Source organism: Phyllobacterium sp. LjRoot231, from assembly GCF_964253365.1.
GTDB lineage: Bacteria > Pseudomonadota > Alphaproteobacteria > Rhizobiales > Rhizobiaceae > Phyllobacterium.
Map to the genome: position 1 here is coordinate 3,594,004 of NZ_CAXUQT020000001.1, position 21,959 is coordinate 3,615,962.

Genomic DNA, 21,959 nt, shown 5'->3' on the forward strand with positions numbered 1-21,959 from the left:
TTCCGATCATCCGCGTTGTCCGCGAAAATACTGGTAGAGATTGTCGAAGACAGAAGCGCCTTGCGCGATCCGTTGCTCGTCACCTTCGTTCGTCATCGCGATCCCGGCGATCAGACTGGCAATTCCCGTTGTTTCCTCGCGACCGAACTTGCTATCCTTGAGATCGACGTCGTGAACAATTTCGGCGATGGCTTGCAGCGCGGGATCAGTTATGCCGGAGCGGGCGAACAGCACCTCGAAGCTGCAGCGGTCGCCCTCATGGGTGATCTCGCCTTCGAACATGTCAAAGCGCAGCTCCCCCGACTTTGGTACGTAGCCCTTGCCTGGCACGAAACGGATGATGGCGTCGGGATCAATGAAACGACGGATCAGCCAGCTGCAGGCGATGCGATCGACATGCACGCCGCGGCGCGTTATCCAGGTCCTGCCCTTGAGTTCCGCGATCGGATCGGCAGCCTTTGATGGGTCCTTGGTCATCACTTTATCCTCCGTGACCCGAGCATCAAGCTCGGCGAGCAATCCCTCGACCGCAAGACGACCCGTGGCGTCGAAAAAGTCGATCGTCACGAGTTCGGTGAGCCGCTTGCGTATTCGGCCGAGTTGTGTGCGGACGTCCGCGCGCTTTTCGACGGTCGCCTCGATATTGAGCCCAGCAATCAAATCGCGTGCTTCCTTGGCGATCTCCGCGTAGTCGGCGTCACGCGCTGCATCGAAAAGGGCGCGGACCTGTGCGTCCGACAAACCATCGACGAGACGCGCCTCGCAGACCATCGCCTCACCGCCGCCATCGACGATCTCCTTCAGGAGCCATTCGAAATCCTCCTGTGTCTCGGTATTGGCAGGCAATGCATAAACGGTGTTCTTCACCGCGACCGCGCCGATGCCTTGCAGCCGCCGCCAGATCTTCACCCGGAAATAGGCTGGCTTTGTCGGTAGCTGATGGATCAGAAGTAGCCAGCGCTGATCCGTCCCAAGTTCCCCTTCGCTCATGCGCATACCGTATCATCAAAATTGATAATTGCAACACTTGTATCATTTTCAATTCGGGCGTAGTTTCATCTTCCCGGCACTCCGTTCCGCTGCGAGGAGATTATGCACCAGATTGTCCCGCTTCCTTTCAAGCCGCCACGCCTACAAGGACTTTCCGAACGGCTGCTGGCAAGCCACTATGAGAACAATTATGGCGGCGCGGTCAGGCGCCTGAATGCGATTGAGCGCCGGCTTGACGAAACCGACTGGAGCGCCGCGCCGGTCTTCGATATCAACGGTCTGAAGCGCGAGGAGCTGGTCGCCGCCAATTCGGCAATCCTGCACGAGATTTATTTCGATGGCCTCGGCGGTTCAGGGGATGCCGGAGGCGATCTCGCCGCTGCTCTCGAGCGGGATTTCGGTAGCGTCGCCAACTGGCGCACCCAGTTCATGGCTTGCGCCAAAGCGCAGGCCGGGGGCTCGGGGTGGACCCTCCTCACCTGGTCAGTGCGCCATGAGCGGCTGAAAATCCAATGGGCCGCCGATCACACGAACTGCCTTGCCGGCGGCATTCCGATCCTGGCGCTCGATATGTATGAGCACGCCTATCACCTCGACTTCGGCGCCAAGGCTGGCGCCTATGTCGACGCGTTCATGAAGAACATTCACTGGGAGCGGGTCGCTGCCCGCCATGGGCGCGCAATTACCAGGCAAGATAGCTGGACAAAACCGGTCTCCGAGGACAGCACGCTTGCCATTGCTCCGGAAGAGCTCCGCACGCGTCTCGATCGCGGTGACGATCTCGTTTTGCTCGACGTTTGCCTCGCCGAGGACATGGCGAAACGCAGCGACATGCTTCCAGCTGCCAGGATTCGCGCCCCGGAGAGGGTCACCGAATGGGCCGACGAACTGCCGAAGGACAAGCCGGTCATCGTCTATTGCGTCTACGGCTTCCAGGTCAGCGGCGATGCTGTTGCTGAGCTGCGCCGGCGCGGCATCAATGCCAGAGCGCTCTCAGGCGGCATTGCCGCCTGGCACGCGATTGGCGCACCCACGGTTCCACTGACGCTCAACCAGAAGGAGATGAGATCATGAAATGGGTCACCCGCGAACGCCCGGTCATCGACCGTATTGCCTGCCCCTGGCTGATTGCTCGCTTCATCGACAAAGAACCCGAGTTCCTGTTCGTCGCACCGGATCAGGTGATGCGCGTTGCCGAGGAAACTGGAGCAACGCCCTATGATGTACCGGGAGTCGAGTTCACACATGTGGGTGAAGGCTGCAGTTTCGACACCTTCGTCTCAAAATACAGCCTCGATCGCGATCCGGCGATTGTGACGATTGCCGCCATCGTGCGCGGCGCCGATACCGATCGGCACGACCTCACGCCGCAATCGCCGGGTTTGCTGGCGATCTCCATGGGGCTCAGGGACGTGACGCCCGATGACCATGAGGTGCTGAAGCATGGCTTCGTCATATACGACGCGCTCTATGCCTGGGCCTCGCGCCGCAAAGGCGAAACACATAGCTGGCCGCCAGCCATGAAGCCAACCGCGGCGTGAAACCCGTCATGGAACGTGTTTGGTCGGGGGAGCTCTCTTTGGCTTTCCCCTTATCATAGGCACGCAATGGCAAAAATTGGTGGATGAGAGATGCGTCTTCTGATCGTGGAAGACGAGGTTCGTATTACGGAATTGCTTCGCGTGGCGCTGATGCGATCCGGGTTCGTTGTGGACGCCGTTAGTCTCTGCGAGGATGCGCGAGCCGCTCTTTCCGATATTCCGTATGATGCGGCTATTCTTGATCTGGGGCTTCCCGACGGCGATGGCATTGCCTTGCTCCGGAAACTGCGCTCCGGCGGCGTTCGAGTCCCCATTCTCGTTCTGACAGCACGCGATGCAGTCGAGGATCGCGTCAGCGGTCTTGACACCGGCGCCGATGATTATGTCGTCAAACCATTCGCGATGTCCGAACTGATAGCCCGAACCAAAGCTTTGTTGCGGCGCCCCGGAGGGGCCTTGGGAACGTCGCTTAGTGCCGGGAATATTATGTTCGACACAATTGGCCGGGACGTGCGCGTCGACGAAACCTCATTGTCGCTGCCGCGGCGCGAAAGTTCGATCCTGGAATATCTGATGCGCCGTATGGGCCGCGTCGTTCCGAAAACCGTTCTCGAGGACAAGATTTACGGCCTGGATGATGAACTCGAGTCCAATGCCATTCCGGTTCATGTGCACCACCTCCGGCGCAAGTTGGCAGATGTGGGGGCTACGGCCGAGATTCACACAGTAAGGGGCGTGGGTTACCTGCTGACCGAGTCCGAGACATGATCCGAGGTCGTTTTCGGTCATTGCAGTTACGCCTCGTAACGCGCCTGGTCGTCCTTTATCTGGTGACGAGCGTGATTATCGTCGGCGTATTGGTGTATCACGCATACGACACCGCCGATACGCTCAATAATCGGGAACTCAGTCTGCGCACAACGGACCTTGCCCGGTATGTCTCTGTTGACCCGACCGGAGTGGCGCGCCTCAACCTGCCACAGAATCTTGAGGCTGCTTATAACGAAGCGTCCGGGGTCGACACAGATTGGGCCGCCTCATTCTACTGATCCCATGCCGGGAGGGCCAGGCAGCCGATCCCGAAGAGAAGCAAGGACCCGCGAAGAACGCCGGATGCCGGTGAAACGGAAAGCTCGAAAGCGCTTGACCTTAACACGCCGAATAGAGAAGAACCCTCTTTATTACCTCATTCCGAAAGTTTGGATTCCCATACCACTGCATAGTCGCGACAAACCTAAGTATGATTTCGCCACAAGGGTTTCGGGTATAATCCTTATTCGTCTCCCAGAGAGGCGGGAGCGAACTCTACCCCCCGCTATTACTTCGGTGTCCTCCCACTCCAGGATTGCAGCAGAGTTCGATCCGCCGGCCCCCAGTGCCCCTGGGCGGTCCCCTTTTGGTGACTTACTCGGGACAGTCCAGAGCCTTTGCATGGCTTTGGATAGCACGGCGAACAGGAGACAGCACATGGCCGCAAATAACTCTTCCGCAACAGCAACCACCCTCCCCACCCGCCGCTTCGGTCATACCGACATGGAAATTACACGTGTCGGCTTTGGCGCCTGGGCAATTGGCGGTGCCGACTGGACTGTTGGCTGGGGCTCGCAAGACGACCGTGATTCAATCGCCGCCATCCGAAGGTGACGACATGACGAGCAATGGCAACGGATCGAACTCTGTCGAGCGCATTAATGCACAAGATCAGAATAGCGCGCACAAGATGCAGAGGCCGGTGCCTCCCAAGGGCCCCCGACTGCTCCCGCCTATGGCTCCTGTAAGCGCCCGCCCCCGACTCCGCGCGTGCCGGATTCTTTGAATGAGGAGCGCAATCGGTTATGAGCTCTGAAACCAGGGGACCCTCATCAGCGACGCTCGAAGGGGACGCGAGGCGACTGAACGCCCGCCACAGCGATGTGAACGTTGGTGAAATCGCGATCGGAGTGGTTATCGGACGGACGTCGGAATTCTTCGATTTTTTCGTCTACGCCATCGCATCGGTGCTGGTCTTTCCAAAACTTGTATTCCCTTATGTCGATGCGCTGACGGGCACACTCTATTCCTTTGGCATCTTTGCTCTTGCCTTCATCGCGCGACCGCTTGGTACTGTCCTCTTCATGGCAATCGATCGCACCTACGGCCGAGGTGTAAAGCTGACGATCACGCTGTTCCTGCTCGGAAGCTCCACCGTGGCAATTGCCTTCTTGCCCGGCTACGATCAAGTCGGATGGGCGTCAGCTTTGCTTCTGGCGCTGTTCAGGATCGGTCAGGGACTGGCTCTGGGAGGCGAATGGGACGGTCTCGCTTCGCTTCTTGCGCTCAATGCTCCCGAGCGCCGCCGGGGCTGGTATGCCATGATCCCGCAACTAGGGGCACCGCTCGGCCTTATAGTCGCAGCGGCTTTGTTTGCGTTTTTTGTAGCGAACCTCTCCGCCCAGGACTTCCTCGATTGGGGTTGGCGCTATCCGTTCTTCGTGGCCTTCGCGATCAATGTCGTTGCGCTGTTCGCACGGCTTCGCATGGTCGTGACGCCACAATACGCAAAGCTTTTCGAAAGCCAGGAGCTCCAGCCGACCACTGTCACGGACACGCTCAAGGCCGAGGGGCGCCATGTCGTCATCGGAACATTCGCTCCTCTCGCTAGTTTCGCGCTGTTCCACATGGTCACGGTATTTCCTCTTTCATGGGTGTTCCTGTTTACAGATCAGGGACCGGCGCGGTTTCTGGTGATCGAGACGATTGGCGCGGCGGTCGGCGTGGCCGCAATCTTCGCATCCGGCACTATCGCAGATCGCGTAGGGCGAGGCACCTTGCTCGGAGTTACTGCGTTAGCCATCGCCGTTTTCAGTGGTTTCGCCCCTCAATTGCTTGATGGCGGCGATGTTGGCGAAATGATTTTCATGATCCTCGGCTTCCTACTTCTTGGCCTGTCCTTTGGCCAGTCATCGGGCGCAGTTGCATCGAATTTCTCAAAAGCATACCGCTACACCGGATCTGCGCTGACATCCGATCTGGCATGGCTTTTCGGCGCGGGTTTTGCACCTTTGGTAGCACTCATTCTGGCGAGCCGCTTCGGCTTGATCGCCGCCGGTGCCTATTTGCTTTCGGGCGCTGTATGCACGCTGGTCGCTCTGGGAATGAATCGCCAAATTGTAGCCTACGATCGATAACAAGGCACCGGCCCACATCAACCCAGAACCAGCCATTGTAGCGGAAGTTGAAGAGATGACGATTAAAAGCGACGGATCCGTGAGAGCTTACCTCGGTAGCCGGCTGCGTGCTTGCCGGAACCGTTTTCTCGCCATCGCCTTGCTTCCGCTTTTCGCGTCACTGACTGCATGCAACGCTGTGGTCATGAACCCTTCTGGCAACGTGGCGGTTCAGCAGCGCGATCTGGTGATCATCTCTACCGTGCTAATGCTGCTCATCATCATGCCGGTCATGATTTTGACCGTGTTCTTTGCCTGGCGTTACCGGCAATCGAACACCGACGCTCCTTATGACCCAGACTGGGATCATTCAACCCAGCTCGAGTTGCTCATCTGGGCCGCCCCGCTGCTCATCATCATCTGCCTGGGTGCGGTGACCTGGATGGCAACGCATCTGCTCGATCCCTATCGAGCATTGGGCCGCTCTCCCGGCGAAGCCGTCTCGGAAGAAACAAAACCGCTGCAGGTGGAAGTGGTCGCGCTCGACTGGAAATGGCTGTTTATCTACCCGGAATATGGCGTGGCGACGGTCAACGAGATGGCAGCGCCGGTGGATCGACCGATCGAGTTCCGCCTGACTTCCTCGTCAGTGATGAACTCCTTCTATGTTCCCGCGTTGGCGGGGCAGATCTATACCATGCCGGGAATGCAAACAAAGCTGAGCGCGGTCATCAACCACCCCGGCGTGTATCAGGGGTTTTCCGCAAATTACAGCGGTGCTGGCTTCTCCGGCATGCGCTTTGCGTTCCGGGGCCTGCCAACGGCCGATTTCGACAAGTGGGTTGCCGATGTGAAGGCGCAAGGCAGCGCGCTGGATCGCAATATCTATCTGCAACTTGAGCAGCCGAGCGAAAATGATCCGGAGCGCCGCTATGCGTCCGTCGATCCCGAGCTATTCGGCGCCGTTCTCAATCGGTGTGTCGAGCCGGGTAAGATGTGCATGAGCGAGATGAGCGCTATCGACGCACAAGGCGGTCTTGGTCTTGCCGGGATTTATAATGTCCGCCCGCTCGAATATAATAAATATGCCAGGCGCGGTGCCGTTTTCGGCCCCGAAATCAGTTTCGTCGCGGCTATCTGCAGCACGAGCGAGGCGCTCAAGGCGGACGTCGATGCGCAGCTAATGTCGCCCCGCGACCCCTCACCCATCACTGGTGCTAATCTCCCACGGCCCTTTTCTGCTCCCTTGCTCGGCTTCCAGCGCCGGCTGTCGAATTCCTGAACGAATCGAACCCGACATGTTTGACAATCCCGATCTTCTTAAACTCGTTTTCGGCCGGCTCACTCTGGATTCCCTTCCGTTGCACGAGCCCATTCTGGTCGTCACCTTTGCTGTAGTTGCGCTGGGCGGCGCGGCGGTGGTAGGAGCCCTCACCTATTTCCGGCTGTGGGGCTATCTCTGGCGCGAGTGGTTCACCAGCGTCGATCACAAGCGGATCGGCGTCATGTATATGGTTCTCGGCATCGTAATGCTGCTGCGGGGTTTTTCGGACGCCATCATGATGCGCCTTCAGCAGGCGATGGCGTTCAACGGCTCGGACGGTTACCTGCCCCCGCAGCATTTCGACCAAATATTCACGGCCCATGGCGTGATCATGATTTTCTTCGTCGCGATGCCAATGGTTACGGGACTGATGAATTTCGTTATCCCCCTGCAGATCGGGGCGCGCGACGTGTCGTTCCCTTTTCTGAATAATTTCAGCTTCTGGATGACATCTGCCGGCGCGGTCCTGGTGATGATGTCGCTGTTCGTTGGCGAGTTTGCCCGCACCGGCTGGCTTGCCTATCCACCGCTCTCGAACATTGGCTACAGTCCCGACGCCGGCATGGATTACTATATTTGGGCGCTTCAGATTGCAGGTATCGGAACACTTCTTTCGGGTGTCAACCTTATAGCCACCATCGTAAAGATGCGCGCGCCGGGAATGACCATGATGAAGCTGCCGATCTTCACCTGGACGGCATTGTGCACCAACATTCTGATTGTCGCTGCCTTTCCGGTGCTAACCGCCGTACTGGCTTTGCTGACGCTCGACCGCTATGTCGGCACAAACTTCTTCACCAATGATTTTGGCGGCAATCCGATGATGTATGTGAACCTCATCTGGATCTGGGGCCATCCGGAAGTTTACATCCTCATCCTGCCAGCCTTCGGTATCTTTTCCGAAGTCACATCGACCTTCTCGGGCAAGCGCCTCTTCGGCTATACTTCCATGGTATACGCGACCATCGTCATCACCATTCTTGCCTATCTTGTCTGGCTGCATCACTTTTTCACAATGGGCTCCGGCGCGAGCGTGAACTCGTTCTTTGGCATCACCACCATGATCATTTCGATCCCGACAGGCGCCAAAATATTCAACTGGCTCTTCACCATGTATCGCGGCCGTATCCGCTTCGAGCTCCCGATGATGTGGACAATTGCTTTCATGCTCACCTTCGTCATCGGCGGCATGACCGGGGTGCTGCTCGCCGTACCACCGGCAGACTTCGTGCTGCACAACAGCCTGTTCCTCGTCGCCCACTTCCACAACGTGATTATCGGCGGCGTGCTGTTCGGCCTGTTCGCCGGCATCAGCTACTGGTTTCCCAAGGCTTTCGGGTTCAAACTCGATCCGTTCTGGGGAAAAATGTCGTTCTGGTTCTGGGTCATCGGCTTCTACTTCGCCTTCATGCCGCTCTATGTGCTCGGGCTGATGGGCGTGACCCGGCGACTGCGTGTGTTCGACGATCCATCGCTCCAGATCTGGTTCATAATCGCTGCTTTCGGGGCATTCCTCATCCTCCTCGGTATCCTGTCCTTCCTCATCCAGATCTATGTCAGTATCCGCAATCGTGAGGCGTTGCGCGACCTGACCGGCGATCCCTGGGATGGCCGGACGCTGGAATGGTCGACTTCATCGCCACCACCCGTCTATAATTTCGCCTTCACACCGGTGATCCACGACCTCGACACATGGTACGACATGAAGAAACGCGGCTATCGCCGTCCGCTCGAAGGTTTCAGGGCGATTCACATGCCGAAGAATACCGGTGCGGGCATCATCCTGGCTGGACTGAGCATGATCTTCGGTTTTGCGATGATCTGGTACATCTGGTGGCTGGCCGCAGTGAGCTTTATCGCATTGCTGGCGGTCGCGATCGGTCACACCTTCAATTACAAACGCGATTTCCATATACCGGTCGATGAGGTCGTGCAGACGGAAGACCAACGCACCGGCCTTCTCGCCGCGGGATTGGCACAATGAGTACGATAACCGCCACCGCGCAAGACAGCGCCGACGTTCCTGTATTTCACCTGACGGACGAACATGATCATGACGAAGGCGGCAGCACCATGTTTGGCTTCTGGATCTACCTGATGAGCGATTCCCTCATCTTCGCAGTCCTCTTTGCAACCTATGGCGTGTTGGGTGGTAATTACGCCGCCGGGCCCGCGCCAAAGGATTTGTTCGATTTGCCCCTCGTGGCGGTAAACACCTCCATGCTACTCGTCTCGTCCATCACATATGGCTTCGCCATGCTAACGATGGCGAAGAGGCGCGTCGGGCCGACACAAGCCTGGCTGGCCCTGACCGGCCTGTTCGGCATCGCTTTCATCTGCATCGAACTCAGCGAGTTCGCACATTTGATTCACGAGGGTGCAACCCCACAGCGCAGCGCCTTTCTCTCGTCCTTCTTCACATTGGTGGGAACGCATGGTCTGCACGTTACTGTCGGCATAGTCTGGCTGGTAACCTTGATGACCCAGGTTACCCGCTATGGATTGATCCAGGCAAATATGCGCCGGTTGATGTGCCTGAGCATGTTCTGGCACTTCCTCGACGTCATCTGGATCGGCGTTTTCACATTCGTTTACCTGATGGGAATGTTGAGATGAATATGGACGCGAAAGGCAATCGCGACGCTCATGGGCACGACCGCGGTGCGGCTCACGGTTCACTTCGGTCGTACCTGATTGGCTTCGGCCTTTCGGTCGTTCTGACGGCTATCCCCTTCTGGCTCGTCATGACCGGCGCACTGGACTCCAAGCAAGCAACAGCACTGGCAATCATGGCATTGGCCGTGATGCAGATCGTCGTCCATATGGTCTTCTTCCTGCATATGGATGTGCGATCCGAAAACGGCTGGACAATGATGGCCCTGATCTTCACCCTCGTTCTGGTGGTCATCACGCTGACCGGATCGCTCTGGGTGATGTATCATCTCAATGTCAACATGATGCCCGGCGATATGAGCCAGATGCTATGACTGCGACCCCGGCAGCTGACAAACTCGCCGACAGCGACGACAAGGCCGATCGCCTCGGGGCACACACTTTCGCCGGTGACGATCAGGGTTCTGTGCCAAATTCTCCTGTGAAGCTTTGCGTGTTGGGCATAGCCGCCCTTCTGGGTGTGATTGTGTTGAGCGGTCTCGGCATCTGGCAACTTGAACGCCGGGTTTGGAAGCTGGAACTGATCGATCACGTTCAACAACGGGTTCATGCCGTAGCGCTCCCAGCGCCGGGCCCAGCCGCTTGGGACCATATCAATGCCATCGACGACGCTTATCGCCATGTCGGTGTGACCGGAAGCTTTCTGGACAACCGCGAAACGCTGGTGAAGGCCGTAACGGATCGAGGTGGTGGTTTCTGGGTTCTCGCTCCGTTTCATACCACGGAAGGCTTTACCGTTCTCGTTAATCGCGGCTTTTTACCAGGTGAACTGGCACGGAGCGGATGGCAGTCGAATATTGACACTGGAGCAGCTACGAAGCTGACCGGTCTTATGCGCATGACCGAGCCCCGCGGCGGTTTTCTGCGGGGGAATGATCCCACCACCGATCGCTGGTACTCGCGCGATGTCGCTGCGATTGCGGCAGCTCGCGGCATTGGACAGGTCGCGCCTTACTTTATCGATGCCGACGCAAACGCCAATCAGGATGGGTTGCCGGTGGGAGGACTGACCGTCACCACCTTTCCCAACAATCATCTGGTCTATGCGCTGACCTGGTTTGCAATGGCGCTGATGCTTGCTGCCGCCTCGGTTCTCATCGCGCGGCGAATGGCAGGTCCGCAGAGGGCACCGTCAACTTAACCAGTTAGCGATTATTTTTGTGACTTTGAGTGATGACGGAGGCTCGTGATCTACCTTGTCACCGTGGATGCGTGACGTGAAACCACATGCGTGCAAGCTGCATAAGATCAGCAACAAAGCCACCAGTGCGCCCAAAGAGCAAATACGTCAGGCTAGGTTTACGCTGCTCCGTGAACTAAGGTGTTGATTTTTCGCACATCGGATGATGCTCTTCGCCTGCGACTGACAAGTATAGATCGAGTTTACAACAGAACCAAACCTATTAGGATGGGAAAACAAATAAACAACTTAGTCGATTGCCCGTGCGATTGCCAAACTTGCTATTTGCCCCTCTTCATGTAGTCGACAAAAATGTCGGCTTCCTTGGCGGCTGCGATGAATGCGGAGCGTACATCGGCCGCCGATGCTTTTCCGTCCAAGACGTCAAAGCACCGCTGATGTGCTGCCTTCAATTTGTGGCCTTCGTGTACGGGCCACTTCATCAACAGAAATTCGGCTGCCTCGGTCACGGAGCAGATATTCTTGGGCTTACCCAAACGGTGCGATTCAATCGTCTCGGCATCGACACCCCGTGACGATCGCAGTTCACTTCGCCCTGCGCCAATGCCCCAACATTGTGATTATGAAGGACCATCCTCCAATCGAAAAGGGCTATGAAACTAGATGCAAAAAGATTGCTGACAAAGAAATTTCCATACAGGTGCAGTGCGACACCAGGAATAGGCTGGCTTTGTTCGTAGCTAATGGATCAGGAGTAGCGAGCGCTGATCCGCCCAATTAGCGAGGAAACGATGCACCAGATTGTGCCGCTCCCATTCAAGCCACCTCGCCTCGAAAACCTTTCCGAAGGGCTGCTGGCGAGCAACGGCGTGCAAGGCGCTCCCGCCTTCGATAACCTACCAGTACTTGCGTCGGAAGCGCAGGTGACGTGGCAGCGGTCTGGCGCGGCGACCGCGAGACACGACGCACGGCGACGCCCCAGAACAGCCGCTTTCATCGCGTGTTCGAGGAACTCGCCGCGATTGGCATTCACGCTGAGCCTGCAGTTTATGACGAGGAGTTTGCGGAGGAGGTTCGCGCTCAGCTTCTGACAGTGGACGGCGTGTTGGTCTGGGTGAATCCGCTCAGTTCTTTAATACGGGCATAGTGCCTCACGTGATTGCAATGGCTGCATTCTTACACCTGAGTGCTAAGCGACATCCGCGCCCCAACGTTTTATTTTTGTGCATTTTCTGCGTTCGGTCGACTTTGACCAGTCGGCGGCAGATTGAGCATGGTCAGCGGATTCGATCCGCTCCCCAGCATTGTGGCGGGCATCATCCCGTTCCAACGGTGTGCCGTCTCATAGGCGACGACACCAGGGTTGGAAGCGACGGCGGAGCCGACCTGCTGAATGATCTTCGCTTCAGCTTCCCCGGTTAGCGTGGTCGCCTGAGCCGTGCCTTCAGCCTGCAAGATTGAGGCCTCGCGTTGGGCGCGCGCCTGAGCGATCGCCGCTTCCGCCTCGCCGTTGGCTTGCGCAATGCGTACCGCGGCCTGTGCGGCGGCCTGCACTTTCGCCTGCTCGCCTTCGTACTGGACTTTCGTCACCGTATTCTCCGCACGAATGGCATCGTTCTTGGCTTGGACCGCGGCTTCAACCGAAGCCTGAAAGCTCGGACTGTAGGTGATGCTGCTGAGTTGCAGGTCGGTGATTTCCAGCCCAAAGATGCTGTTCAGTGCCTCGGCAACGTTCTTGGTGATCTGGGCAGCAATCTGCTCGCGATTGGCGGAGATGCTGACAGTGCTCTGTGTAGCGAAGACGCGAAGCACCCTATCGGAGAGGATCGGTCTGATGTTCTCGGTTATATCGACGTTTCCCGTCCGGCCGACCTGGTAGAGTAACTTCAAGACGGCAGTCGCAGGGATCCTGTAAGAGACCCCGAGGCTGACGGTGACCGCCTGGTTGTCAATCGTGTAGACGGTGAGATTGCTGAGATTGAGAGTGTCAAGACTGGTCTGGATGGTATCGACCACATCAATAAACGGTAACTTGAAATGTAGCCCAGGCCCAACAGGCTTGTCGGTGACGACTGTTCCGAACCGCCGCACGCCCGCCATTTCCGTTGGTTGGACGACATAAAAGCTGCCGAGCAGAAGAGCTACGATTGCAACGATGGCGAAACCGCCGACACCTAAAAGCCGTGCCAGCGCAGGCGGCAGTTGCGGGGTCTTAAATGGCGGCTGGGGAGCCGAACCCCAAGGTCCTCGTTCGTTTTGCACAACTTCATCCTCTACATATTTAAGCGCATGTTCTTTCTAAAAACTCAAATGCGCCTATTTCGTGAAGGATAAAAACGAATTAATTGATTTTATATACATTTCGACAAATAACTATCTGTCTTTATACGTTATTTATATTTAATTCCGTTTTCAATATAGGATATTTATGCTTTCTATGTTCCCATTATTCTTTGTTTACCGTGTTCTGAATGCGATTGACGCGAGGCTTTCGCGCTGTCAGGCAGCCGAACGGTTCGGGGCGAGCGCGGCGAGCGCAATCCGTTTGTGTCACGCTGCAGTTAATTAGGGTCTTCCTCAAAGTGTGTGGTGCTAGGCTTGATCGATCGCCCCGTGGCTCGCGATTAGAACGACTCTATCGAAAGGCATGGGTGTCTTCATTAGCGCAAAACTCAAAGAAAAAGGCCGGGCACAGACATACTGAGACCGACCTTTCTTTTGGAATAGACAAATTGACAACCTAACATATTGTTTTTGTTAGGTGATTATTGGTCGGAGTGGCCGGATTCGAACCGACGACCCCTTGACCCCCAGTCAAGTGCGCTACCGGGCTGCGCTACACTCCGAACCGGGGAAAGCCCTAGATTACTAAGGTTTCTTGCGCAAGGGGCAAAAATCAGAAAAAGAATAAATTGTGAGTTCGGTCGGATACTCCCGGATGCACGAGATCAATCAGTCCGAGTCGAGCACTCGCTCGAATAATTGTACGGAATTGCCTCGGTGCGTTGCAACACGGAACATTTTGAAACCCAGCCGTCCCGCGACCCTCTTCGAGGCATCATTCCACGTATCGATCATACAAACTGTGCGAGTTGAAATTTGCTTCGCGTCGAACCAGGCAAATGCGGCTTGCGTAGCCTCGGTTGCGATACCTCGTCCATGCCAGGAATGTTCTACCCTCCACATGGCCTCCGGGACACCATCGTAAGAAGGGCCATGACCTCGACGGAAGTGCGCCAGCCCCACCTCGCCGATAACCGTGCCGGACACACGGTCAATGACGGCAAATGGACCGAAGTCGAAAGTCTTCCAATGTCCAATCCAACGCAGCAACCGATTCCAAATCTCTTCCTCGCTTAGCTGGGCTAGACCGGGAGCATTGTTGTTGGCCATCGGCTTGTTTACCCACACAGCCGTATAGGTTTCAAAATCATCAATGCGGATCGGACGCAGGAGCAGGCGGTCTGTTTCAATCATGGTTTTACTTGATGTGAGGTTGGGTTTGCGAGTGATCCAGGCTTGATAACCGCTTTCTTGCGCGGCGCCAAATTCTGAACGCCCTTCTCCGAAATCCGCGCATTAACAGTTACGTACTTGTTTTTCCTCCCGACGGGAACCCACTTGCTGAACCGGGGCATGTTGGACGGCCAACCTGCTCAAATCGAACTGGGGAGGATCAAGGTCATGACAACCATAACACGCAGAGGCTTTGCTTGCGGGATTGCTCTGCTCCCGGCTTTGCATTTCACGGCGGCGCGCGCCCAAACCGGCGCCAGCCCGGATGAAGCCCGCACGATTGCCAAGGAAGCCTATATCTACGGCTTCCCGATGGTGGACAATTACCGCATTGAATACGCCTATTTCGTCGACGCCAAGAATCCCGAATTCAAAGACCCCTGGAACCATCTCGTCAACATCCCGCGTGTCTACACTCCCGCCGACACGGCGATCCAGACGCCCAACTCGGATACGCCCTATTCGATGATCGGCATGGATTTGCGCGCAGAGCCGATGGTGTTGACGGTGCCGCCAATCGAAAAGGACCGCTATTTCAGCATCCAGCTGATCGATGTGTACACCTTCAACTTCGACTATATTGGCAGCCGCGCGACCGGCAATGATGGCGGCAGCTTCGTCATCGCCGGGCCGGACTGGAAAGGCGAGGCTCCCAAGGGCGTGAAGAAAGTGATCCGCTCGGAAACCGAGTTGGTGCTCGCCGCCTACCGCACGCAACTTTTCAACCCCGGTGATCTGGACAACGTGAAGAAAATCCAGGCTGGCTACAAGGCTGAGCCACTTTCTGCGTTTCTCGGTCAGCCCGCGCCAAAAGCCGCACCGACGATTGATTTCATCAAACCGTTGACACCGGACGAAGAGAAAGCATCGCTGGAGTTTTTCAACGTCCTCAACTTCATCCTGCAATATTGCCCGACCGATCCTTCAGAAACCGAACTGATGGCGCGTTTTGCCAAGATCGGGATCGGCGCGGGGAAGACCTTCGACGCAAGCAAGCTGTCGCCCGAAACGAAAAACGCCATCGAACAAGGAATGGCTGATGCCTGGGTCGACCTTGAGAACTTGCGTAAACGAATAGATGCGGGGGAAGTGACCTCCGGACAACTGTTCGGCACGCGGGAGTATTTGAAGAACAACTATCTGTACCGCATGGCGGCTGCCAAGCTCGGTATTTACGGCAATTCGAAACAGGAAGCGATGTATCCGGTGTATGCCGTCGATGCGGACGGTCAGAAACTCGACGGCACCCATCAATATTCTGTGCACTTCGCGCCGGGCCAACTACCGCCTGTCAACGCCTTCTGGTCGCTGACGATGTATGATCTGCCCGCAAGCCTGCTCGTCGCGAATCCAATCAACCGCTACCTCGTCAACTCGCCGATGTTGCCGCAGTTCATGAAGGACCCCGATGGCAGCCTGACATTCTATGTCCAGAATGAATCTCCGGGCAAAGACAAGGAACCGAACTGGCTGCCCGCCCCAAAGGGTCCCTTCTTTATTGCGATGCGCCTCTACTGGCCGAAAGAACAAGCGCTCGACGGCACGTGGAAGCAGCCGCCGATGAAGCGCATGACGTAGGCAGCTGGATCGCGCTCCGGTTGCAGAGCAGCAGCGTTAAGTATCAATTCGGCAACACCTGCACGCAAACATGAATGCCCGCCCTGATTGTATTCGAAAACTAAATATTTAGATTTATAAGTGAGCTTTGACTCGAGCGACTAATGACCGTTTTATGCATTTTCTAGATTCGACGCGGCGGAGGGGACCTTAGCGGCTTCGCGCGAATAAAAAGGTGGGATAGGTATTGGTATGACGCTACGCAAAGCTTTGCGCGCATCGACTGCGCTGACCGTGGTCTCGGTTCTCGGCATGGCTGCCACGGTCTCCCTCTCGGTTTTCGACGAAGCAAATGCGCAGACGTGGGTTGGGGCAACCCCCGATTATGGTACGCCTGGCAACTGGTCGTCGCCTGCCGATGTTCCAGATACGTCGACAGAGAGCGCCGCGTTCAATGGTGCAGGCTCTGCAACGGTTGATCTTGGCGGCGTTGCGTACGAGGTCAACAGTTGGCAATTCACCGGTGCGTCGACCCAATACGTCGTACAAACCGGCAGCGTCAGTTTTGCTACTGGGCTGATTAACTCCACAGGAACGGCTACTCTGGTGTCAGCCACTATTACCGGCGGCACCGTAACGCAGGCAGGCACTGACTTTCTATATCTGACGGCTGCCAATACATATTCCGGCGGGACGGACGTTACATCCGGATTCCTCCGCGCAACGACAACAGGAGCGCTCGGAACAGGCGCCGTGAGCGTCGGGAATGCGTTCGGGGGTGCCTCTGCCGAACTCCAGTTGACCAATGGCTTCGATGCTCAATCATTGAACATCACCAACGAATCCACAGGCGCGACACTTTTCGTCGGTGGCTCGGCTGGAAGCGCTACCATTATAAACCGTGAAGGTGGCCAAACCGTTTTCAACAGCGGCAGCACGGCCGGCAACGCGACTATCACCAACGCCATAAGCCCCGGCGACCCAAGTCTCACTGTCTTCAACGATACCAGCACGGCCGGCAATGCCAATTTTTCCCTACCCGGTGGCGATGTCCGCTTTCAAGGCAACAGCACTGCAGGCAATGCTACGCTAAGCGGAACTGCCACAATTTTATTCTCGCAGAATGCGACTGGCGGCAATGCCACTATGAATATGAGCTCCGACACCGGAACAGTTCGTTTTCTTGGTAACAGCACGGCGGGTGCTGCAATAATAAACAACACTACCGGGAGCCAGGTCATATTCGCCGATGGAGGCACGTCGGCAGGCAACGCCATTATTACAAACAGTGGCGTCGGAACACTTAACAGTTCGACGACCGAATTTGATAGCACCAGCACTGCGGGTAACGCGTCGATCACCAACTTAAACGGTGGACGCACAAATTTCTTCAATACAAGCACGGCCGGAAGCGCCACGATCACCAATGATAATGGCGGTGGCACGTTCTTCGACGACAACAGTACGGCCGGGAACGCTAGCCTGGTTGCAATCGGCACAGGCTTCGTCGACTTTTCGAGAAGTGCCAATACGGCAGATACGGCCGGCTCGATCGAAGGCAGCGGTCAGTTGAGGCTCGGAGCAATCGATTTCACCGTCGGCTCAAACAATCTGTCCACTACATTCTCCGGCGTGATCCAGGACGGTGGCGCCAATGGTGGCACCGGCGCTTCTCTGATCAAGACCGGGACAGGCACGCTGACGCTATCGGGTATCAACACCTACACAGGTGGAACGACAGTCAATCAAGGCACGCTTTCCGTGAATGGCACGATTGGCGCTGTCGACGTGATGAATGGTGCTACGCTTGGCGGTATCGGCACGGTCGGCAATACCATCGTGGCTTCCGGCGCTACCATTGCGCCGGGCAACTCGATCGGGACGCTGAATGTCGCCGGAAACATCACGCTTGCTGCGGGTTCGATCTACAGTGTTGAACTCGCCGGATCGGGCGCATCCGACCTCATCGCCGCTACGGGTGTTGCAACCTTGCAGGGCGGTTCGGTGGCGGTGACCACACTTGATCCGCAGACAAGCTACCAGAATGGTCAAACCTACAGGATCTTGACGGCGCAAGGCGGCGTCAGTGGCACCTTTGATCCAAACGTACTGAGTAATTCCGCATTTTTGAGCGCGACGCTCGCCAATACTGCCAATGCCGTCGACTTGACGATTGCGGTGCAACAGACGCCACCCAATCCACCAAATCCGCCTGGTCCGCCGCAGGTATTTGTGACGGCTGCCCAGACGCGCAACCAGTTCGCGACGGCTGGTGCTCTCGACACCCTGGTTCAGAGCGGCAGCTCACTGGCGCTCTACAACAGCCTTCTCGTCCTCGATGCGGCAACGGCCCGCGATGCATTCGATTCATTGTCCGGCGAAATTTACGCTTCGACCAAGACAGCATTGATCGAAGACAGCCATTTCATCCGCGATGCGGCTATCAACAGGGTCCGGAGTTCCTTTGGTGGCGTGGCCACGGCTGCAGTGCCGATTATGGCCTATGGCGAAGGCGGCCCGGAACTCGCGCCCGCTACAACCGAGAAATTCGGCATCTGGGGAACGGGATTCGGCAATTGGGGCTCGACGGATAGCGATGGCAGTGCTGCATCTCTCGACCGTTCGACCGGCGGTTTTGTCGTCGGTGCCGACGCTCTTGTGGGTGGTAACTGGCGTGTCGGCATGCTTACCGGATATAGCCACACGTCGTTCGATGTCGATGATCGCTCATCGTCAGGTGACAGCGACAATTATCATCTTGGCGTCTATGGCGGCTCGCAATGGGGCAATCTCGGCTTCCGCGCCGGTGCGGCCTATACCTGGAACAATATCGAAACCGATCGCTCGGTGGTGTTCCCGGGTTTCACCAACGATTTGAATGCGGATTATGATGCCGGAACAGCTCAGGTCTTCGGCGAACTCGGCTATCGCATCGATACCAGTCGGGTTGCGTTCGAGCCTTTCGCCAATTTGGCATATGTCAACTTCAGGAGCGATTCATTTTCCGAATCCGGTGGCGCAGCGGCGCTATCGGCATCGAGTGAAACCACGAACACTACCTTTTCGACCCTTGGCTTCCGGGCCTCCACGGATTTCGTAGTGAGCGGCATGTCGGCAACAGCGCGTGGCATGTTGGGCTGGCGTCATGCGTTCGACGATACAACACCGCAATCCCGACTCGCTTTCACAGGCAGTGATGCCTTCACTATATGGGGCGTGCCCATCGATCAGGATGCGCTGGCGCTCGAAGCGGGTCTTGAACTCAATATTACGCACAGTGCGACCCTTGGCCTGTCCTACACCGGACAGTTCGGCAGCAAAGCGCAGGACAATGGATTTAAAGCCGATATCTCCTTCAAGTTCTGAGAGTTTCACGGCCGACAGCGTTTGCGCACCGAACATGCTCCGATTTCGGTATGCCGGGGAAATGAGTGCGCGTATGGTGAACGCAATAGATTCTACGGAATTTCAAGCCTTCACCTGCGCACCCGACAAGAGATCATCCAATGGAACGCCCAGAGACAGACAGTGTAGACGAAGACGCTAACTGGGAAGCATTGGCCAATTTCGTGGAATATTCCGGCATCAACAGAGATCGAGGCGACCGGTGCCGGTTTGAGGCCGATATTTCATTTCGAAGTGATCGGGATGTCGATGAACGCACACGGGTTCACATAAGTTTTCGGGACGACGAGATTTCGCCGGTACGCTTTACCGAAAAGGGTGACTTGAATCCTGTCCACGTGCATACGGAATTCAGACTGACCTCCTCTATTTTCAGGTTCGAGGACGGAGAATTGCAGATTCTGGGGACTTCACCGAAAGTCGGCCAGTACAAGGTTCGCATCACGCCAATTTAGACTCTGGTCGAGTAAAGGCATATGGGCTGGAGATTTGGTGAATGACCGCATCGTTTTCGGAGAAAAAGACACTTCTGTTCCGGAGACTAAAATATGTGCTCCGCCGCCCCAAGGCGCCGACCCTGCCGGTGCCGTTTGACGGACCCGTCGTTGTTGTCGGCTCGGCTCCGGTTTCGCACAAGCCCATCGATTTTGACGAAACATTTCGCGTGATCACCATCAATGGTTCCCAGACAGTAACCAGGAAATGGGGCGTCGCGGTGCCCGACGTTACGCTTATGCAGTATAGACAGCTCGATGGCACCAACACCAACGCAGTCGAGGTTCGCCGCGTACTCTTCGGCGAACGCACGGGCATGCTTTACGCTCTGCTGTGGCGCAAGGGTCTGGCAAGCCTGAACGAGCACCTGAAAGCATTCGACTATCGCTATGACAATGTTCAGATCGTCAACCGGTATGAGCGTATCGCGTTGGTGGAAAAGGTGTGTGGGCTGAAGGTCTTCGAACTGGACGCAATCTCCAAATGTTCGAACGGTGTGATCGCTGTGCTCTTCGCCCTGCTCAACGGTGCCACAGCCGTTATCATCAGCGGAATCAATCCGAATTCTACCGGGCACGTCTATAACCAGGAGAACCTGTCCCGGCTCCATGTGCAGATGGACAGCGACATATTGTTGGCGCTGTTGCGGCAGGGTTATCCGGTTTACACCGCGGACCCTGAAGTCGCAGAGTCCGTAGGACTGCCGCTCTGGGAAGGCAAAGCCCTCGCCGCAACTGCTCGGTTAATCGGTCCGGCGGGAACATAAGCGCTGAAGGTCCGTTATAGCTCTTGTAATTAACAGGAGCGTCAAATGGCAATATTTTCCAAAAACGCAGATGATATCCAAGGTGACGTCGAGGCGCAGATTGCTGCCTTGCGCAACGAGATTTCGAAAATTTCGGCCAGTTTGTCTGATCTGAGCTCCGAACGATTCGATGAGGTAAAGCGTGTTGCATCGCGGCAGGCGCGCTATGCCGCCGATACCGCCAAGGAAAATCCCGTGGCCACGCTGGCGCTCGTTGCCGGTGCCGCCCTGCTGATCGGGCTCTTCTCACGCCGTTGATACAAGGATGACTCCCATGGACGATATGACTGAAGCGATGCAAAGTGAGACAGACAAGGCGAGACTCAGACGTGAAATCGCCGATTTGAAACGTGATCTGGCGGCAATTACCAAGACCCTGTCCGACAGGGGTATCGAATTCATCGACAATTTATCGGATGACGACGAAAGCTCGACATTTGATGAAATCAAGGAACGCGGTGCCCGCGCTGCCAGTGCTCTGGGCCATCAGGCGAGGAAAATCGCCGATACGCCAACACAGAATTCGGTTTCGACCCTGATGATTATCGCTGGCCTCGGCGTCATTATCGGCATGCTGGCTCGCTAGAAAAAATTTTTATTTCCGCGGAACCTTTGCAGCACAACGGCGTTTTACGGAAACTGGTCCCCCAACCAGCTAGGCTGCAACCCCACAGCCAACCCCGAGTCCCAGCTCTCACTTCGGTGGGAGCTGGGCTTTTTTATTGGTGTGACAAATCAACGGACCTGATCAAGCAGACGCTTGCATTCAAGCAGGTCGAACAGGGTTTCCTGAAGAAGCGTACGATTGTCTTTGGAAAGCCGTTTGCCATCAGCGGCAACCGGGCCTTCATCATCGCCCTTGATCAGGCCGAACAGACGCCTGCCGTGGGGCGCAGATTTCGGCGTTCCCATAACCGCAGCCTCTTCGTCGGCGTCAACCCGATCCTGCTCGGCGGCAAGTGCTTCCTCCTGGCGGGCTGAGGCCTGCTTCTGCTGGCTGATCGCTTCGGCTGCCGCTGTATCGCCGCTGCCCAGGGCAATGATGAACTGCGTGCCGTTTTCCCGTAGAAGCCGCTGCACGCCCTTGATCGTATAACCCTGATCATAGAGCAGGTGGCGGATGCCTTTCAGAAGATCGACGTCCAGCGGGCGATAATATCGCCGGCCACCGCCGCGTTTCATCGGTTTGATGTGCGTGAAGCGTGTTTCCCAGAACCGCAGGACATGCTGGGGCAAATCGAGGTCTTCGGCAACTTCGCTGATGGTTCTAAATGCGTCGGGACTCTTGTCCATGATTTCACCCTCTCAGGAGAAATTCTGATTCGACCTCTATTTCAGCGGTTTATCGACCATTTTTCAAGCTGGC

At 56.4% G+C, this 21,959-nt stretch carries 22 protein-coding genes, 1 tRNA gene and 1 pseudogene; 18 read left to right on the forward strand and 6 right to left on the reverse strand.

Going from position 1 to position 21,959, the window contains the following annotated elements; genetic code table 11:
- Positions 1–6 precede the first annotated feature (6 nt).
- Positions 7–990 (reverse strand): chromate resistance protein ChrB domain-containing protein, encoded by a 984-nt coding sequence (locus ACSQ3H_RS17880; protein ID WP_436118271.1) that lies wholly within the window; start codon positions 988–990, stop codon positions 7–9.
- A gap of 102 nt (positions 991–1,092) precedes the next feature.
- On the opposite strand from ACSQ3H_RS17880, the gene ACSQ3H_RS17885 reads away from it, so the two are divergent.
- The 11 genes from ACSQ3H_RS17885 to ACSQ3H_RS17935 all read left to right on the forward strand — a co-directional run bounded on the left by ACSQ3H_RS17885 (position 1,093) and on the right by ACSQ3H_RS17935 (position 10,815).
- Complete coding sequence (locus tag ACSQ3H_RS17885; protein WP_436118272.1) at positions 1,093–2,064, forward strand: Fe-Mn family superoxide dismutase; 972 nt, start codon at positions 1,093–1,095, stop codon at positions 2,062–2,064.
- Positions 2,061–2,531 (forward strand): chromate resistance protein ChrB domain-containing protein, encoded by a 471-nt coding sequence (locus ACSQ3H_RS17890; RefSeq protein WP_436118273.1) that lies wholly within the window; start codon positions 2,061–2,063, stop codon positions 2,529–2,531. Before ACSQ3H_RS17885 ends, ACSQ3H_RS17890 begins: the two co-directional genes overlap by 4 nt.
- Before the next feature lie 90 nt (positions 2,532–2,621).
- Entirely contained in the window at positions 2,622–3,299 is a 678-nt protein-coding gene (locus tag ACSQ3H_RS17895; protein ID WP_436118274.1) for a response regulator, read from the forward strand.
- Positions 3,300–3,319: 20 nt separating this feature from the next.
- Complete coding sequence (locus ACSQ3H_RS17900; RefSeq protein WP_436118275.1) at positions 3,320–3,580, forward strand: hypothetical protein; 261 nt, start codon at positions 3,320–3,322, stop codon at positions 3,578–3,580.
- 418 nt (positions 3,581–3,998) lie between these two features.
- A complete protein-coding gene (locus ACSQ3H_RS17905; protein ID WP_436118276.1) occupies positions 3,999–4,175 on the forward strand; it encodes a hypothetical protein in 177 nt (58 codons plus the stop codon).
- Between the two features lie 191 nt (positions 4,176–4,366).
- Entirely contained in the window at positions 4,367–5,698 is a 1,332-nt protein-coding gene (locus ACSQ3H_RS17910) for an MFS transporter (RefSeq protein WP_436118277.1), read from the forward strand.
- Positions 5,699–5,753: 55 nt separating this feature from the next.
- Complete coding sequence (gene cyoA, locus ACSQ3H_RS17915; RefSeq protein ID WP_436118278.1) at positions 5,754–6,959, forward strand: ubiquinol oxidase subunit II; 1,206 nt, start codon at positions 5,754–5,756, stop codon at positions 6,957–6,959.
- Positions 6,960–6,975: 16 nt separating this feature from the next.
- Positions 6,976–8,985: a cytochrome o ubiquinol oxidase subunit I gene (gene cyoB / locus ACSQ3H_RS17920; RefSeq protein ID WP_436118279.1), complete on the forward strand. Its 2,010-nt coding sequence runs from the start codon at positions 6,976–6,978 to the stop codon at positions 8,983–8,985.
- A complete protein-coding gene (gene cyoC / locus ACSQ3H_RS17925) occupies positions 8,982–9,617 on the forward strand; it encodes a cytochrome o ubiquinol oxidase subunit III (protein WP_436118280.1) in 636 nt (211 codons plus the stop codon). The genes cyoB and cyoC overlap by 4 nt, the downstream gene beginning before the upstream one ends.
- Positions 9,614–9,988, forward strand: a complete 375-nt coding sequence (cyoD, locus tag ACSQ3H_RS17930) for a cytochrome o ubiquinol oxidase subunit IV (RefSeq protein WP_436118281.1) — start codon at positions 9,614–9,616, stop codon at positions 9,986–9,988. The genes cyoC and cyoD overlap by 4 nt, the downstream gene beginning before the upstream one ends.
- Positions 9,985–10,815 carry an SURF1 family protein gene (locus ACSQ3H_RS17935; protein WP_436118282.1) on the forward strand — a complete coding sequence of 277 codons (831 nt, stop codon included), beginning with the start codon at positions 9,985–9,987 and terminating at the stop codon, positions 10,813–10,815. The genes cyoD and ACSQ3H_RS17935 overlap by 4 nt, the downstream gene beginning before the upstream one ends.
- Before the next feature lie 320 nt (positions 10,816–11,135).
- On the opposite strand, the gene ACSQ3H_RS17940 is transcribed toward ACSQ3H_RS17935, so the two are convergent.
- On the reverse strand, positions 11,136–11,351 hold the full coding sequence (locus ACSQ3H_RS17940; protein WP_436118283.1) for a DUF982 domain-containing protein: 216 nt from the start codon (positions 11,349–11,351) through the stop codon (positions 11,136–11,138).
- A gap of 392 nt (positions 11,352–11,743) precedes the next feature.
- On the opposite strand from ACSQ3H_RS17940, the pseudogene ACSQ3H_RS17945 reads away from it, so the two are divergent.
- Positions 11,744–11,941: pseudogene (locus ACSQ3H_RS17945) on the forward strand (Cj0069 family protein); the annotation flags it as partial.
- 89 nt (positions 11,942–12,030) lie between these two features.
- Here the strand turns inward: ACSQ3H_RS17945 and ACSQ3H_RS17950 are convergent.
- The 3 genes from ACSQ3H_RS17950 to ACSQ3H_RS17960 form a co-directional block, all read right to left on the reverse strand.
- On the reverse strand, positions 12,031–13,077 hold the full coding sequence (locus ACSQ3H_RS17950) for an SPFH domain-containing protein (protein ID WP_436118284.1): 1,047 nt from the start codon (positions 13,075–13,077) through the stop codon (positions 12,031–12,033).
- A 507-nt stretch (positions 13,078–13,584) separates the two neighbouring features.
- Positions 13,585–13,661: transfer RNA gene (locus ACSQ3H_RS17955), tRNA-Pro, on the reverse strand.
- A 106-nt stretch (positions 13,662–13,767) separates the two neighbouring features.
- Entirely contained in the window at positions 13,768–14,292 is a 525-nt protein-coding gene (locus ACSQ3H_RS17960) for a GNAT family N-acetyltransferase (RefSeq protein ID WP_436118285.1), read from the reverse strand.
- A 207-nt stretch (positions 14,293–14,499) separates the two neighbouring features.
- Between ACSQ3H_RS17960 and ACSQ3H_RS17965 the strand changes: the two genes are divergently transcribed.
- From ACSQ3H_RS17965 to ACSQ3H_RS17990, 6 genes are all read left to right on the forward strand, one after another.
- The gene (locus tag ACSQ3H_RS17965; protein ID WP_436118286.1) at positions 14,500–15,909 is read left to right on the forward strand and encodes a DUF1254 domain-containing protein; all 1,410 of its coding nucleotides are present in this window, start codon (positions 14,500–14,502) and stop codon (positions 15,907–15,909) included.
- A 231-nt stretch (positions 15,910–16,140) separates the two neighbouring features.
- Positions 16,141–19,254: an autotransporter outer membrane beta-barrel domain-containing protein gene (locus ACSQ3H_RS17970; RefSeq protein ID WP_436118287.1), complete on the forward strand. Its 3,114-nt coding sequence runs from the start codon at positions 16,141–16,143 to the stop codon at positions 19,252–19,254.
- A 140-nt stretch (positions 19,255–19,394) separates the two neighbouring features.
- Positions 19,395–19,748, forward strand: a complete 354-nt coding sequence (locus tag ACSQ3H_RS17975; RefSeq protein ID WP_436118288.1) for a hypothetical protein — start codon at positions 19,395–19,397, stop codon at positions 19,746–19,748.
- Positions 19,749–19,789: 41 nt separating this feature from the next.
- Positions 19,790–20,554, forward strand: a complete 765-nt coding sequence (locus ACSQ3H_RS17980; protein ID WP_436118289.1) for a membrane-anchored protein — start codon at positions 19,790–19,792, stop codon at positions 20,552–20,554.
- Between the two features lie 45 nt (positions 20,555–20,599).
- Complete coding sequence (locus tag ACSQ3H_RS17985; protein WP_436118290.1) at positions 20,600–20,851, forward strand: hypothetical protein; 252 nt, start codon at positions 20,600–20,602, stop codon at positions 20,849–20,851.
- A gap of 16 nt (positions 20,852–20,867) precedes the next feature.
- Entirely contained in the window at positions 20,868–21,179 is a 312-nt protein-coding gene (locus ACSQ3H_RS17990) for a hypothetical protein (RefSeq protein WP_436118291.1), read from the forward strand.
- 149 nt (positions 21,180–21,328) lie between these two features.
- Here the strand turns inward: ACSQ3H_RS17990 and ACSQ3H_RS17995 are convergent, their stop codons facing one another.
- Complete coding sequence (locus tag ACSQ3H_RS17995) at positions 21,329–21,886, reverse strand: MerR family transcriptional regulator (RefSeq protein WP_436118292.1); 558 nt, start codon at positions 21,884–21,886, stop codon at positions 21,329–21,331.
- Positions 21,887–21,959 lie beyond the last annotated feature (73 nt).

Coding starts and splice junctions, on each gene's coding strand:
- ACSQ3H_RS17880 (WP_436118271.1), bottom strand. CDS start 990: ATGAGCGAAGGGGAACTTGGGACGGATCAGCGCTGGCTACTTCTGATC.
- ACSQ3H_RS17885 (WP_436118272.1), top strand. CDS start 1,093: ATGCACCAGATTGTCCCGCTTCCTTTCAAGCCGCCACGCCTACAAGGA.
- ACSQ3H_RS17890 (WP_436118273.1), top strand. CDS start 2,061: ATGAAATGGGTCACCCGCGAACGCCCGGTCATCGACCGTATTGCCTGC.
- ACSQ3H_RS17895 (WP_436118274.1), top strand. CDS start 2,622: ATGCGTCTTCTGATCGTGGAAGACGAGGTTCGTATTACGGAATTGCTT.
- ACSQ3H_RS17905 (WP_436118276.1), top strand. CDS start 3,999: ATGGCCGCAAATAACTCTTCCGCAACAGCAACCACCCTCCCCACCCGC.
- ACSQ3H_RS17910 (WP_436118277.1), top strand. CDS start 4,367: ATGAGCTCTGAAACCAGGGGACCCTCATCAGCGACGCTCGAAGGGGAC.
- cyoA (WP_436118278.1), top strand. CDS start 5,754: ATGACGATTAAAAGCGACGGATCCGTGAGAGCTTACCTCGGTAGCCGG.
- cyoB (WP_436118279.1), top strand. CDS start 6,976: ATGTTTGACAATCCCGATCTTCTTAAACTCGTTTTCGGCCGGCTCACT.
- cyoC (WP_436118280.1), top strand. CDS start 8,982: ATGAGTACGATAACCGCCACCGCGCAAGACAGCGCCGACGTTCCTGTA.
- cyoD (WP_436118281.1), top strand. CDS start 9,614: ATGAATATGGACGCGAAAGGCAATCGCGACGCTCATGGGCACGACCGC.
- ACSQ3H_RS17935 (WP_436118282.1), top strand. CDS start 9,985: ATGACTGCGACCCCGGCAGCTGACAAACTCGCCGACAGCGACGACAAG.
- ACSQ3H_RS17960 (WP_436118285.1), bottom strand. CDS start 14,292: ATGATTGAAACAGACCGCCTGCTCCTGCGTCCGATCCGCATTGATGAT.
- ACSQ3H_RS17965 (WP_436118286.1), top strand. CDS start 14,500: ATGACAACCATAACACGCAGAGGCTTTGCTTGCGGGATTGCTCTGCTC.
- ACSQ3H_RS17970 (WP_436118287.1), top strand. CDS start 16,141: ATGACGCTACGCAAAGCTTTGCGCGCATCGACTGCGCTGACCGTGGTC.
- ACSQ3H_RS17975 (WP_436118288.1), top strand. CDS start 19,395: ATGGAACGCCCAGAGACAGACAGTGTAGACGAAGACGCTAACTGGGAA.
- ACSQ3H_RS17980 (WP_436118289.1), top strand. CDS start 19,790: ATGACCGCATCGTTTTCGGAGAAAAAGACACTTCTGTTCCGGAGACTA.
- ACSQ3H_RS17985 (WP_436118290.1), top strand. CDS start 20,600: ATGGCAATATTTTCCAAAAACGCAGATGATATCCAAGGTGACGTCGAG.
- ACSQ3H_RS17990 (WP_436118291.1), top strand. CDS start 20,868: ATGGACGATATGACTGAAGCGATGCAAAGTGAGACAGACAAGGCGAGA.
- ACSQ3H_RS17995 (WP_436118292.1), bottom strand. CDS start 21,886: ATGGACAAGAGTCCCGACGCATTTAGAACCATCAGCGAAGTTGCCGAA.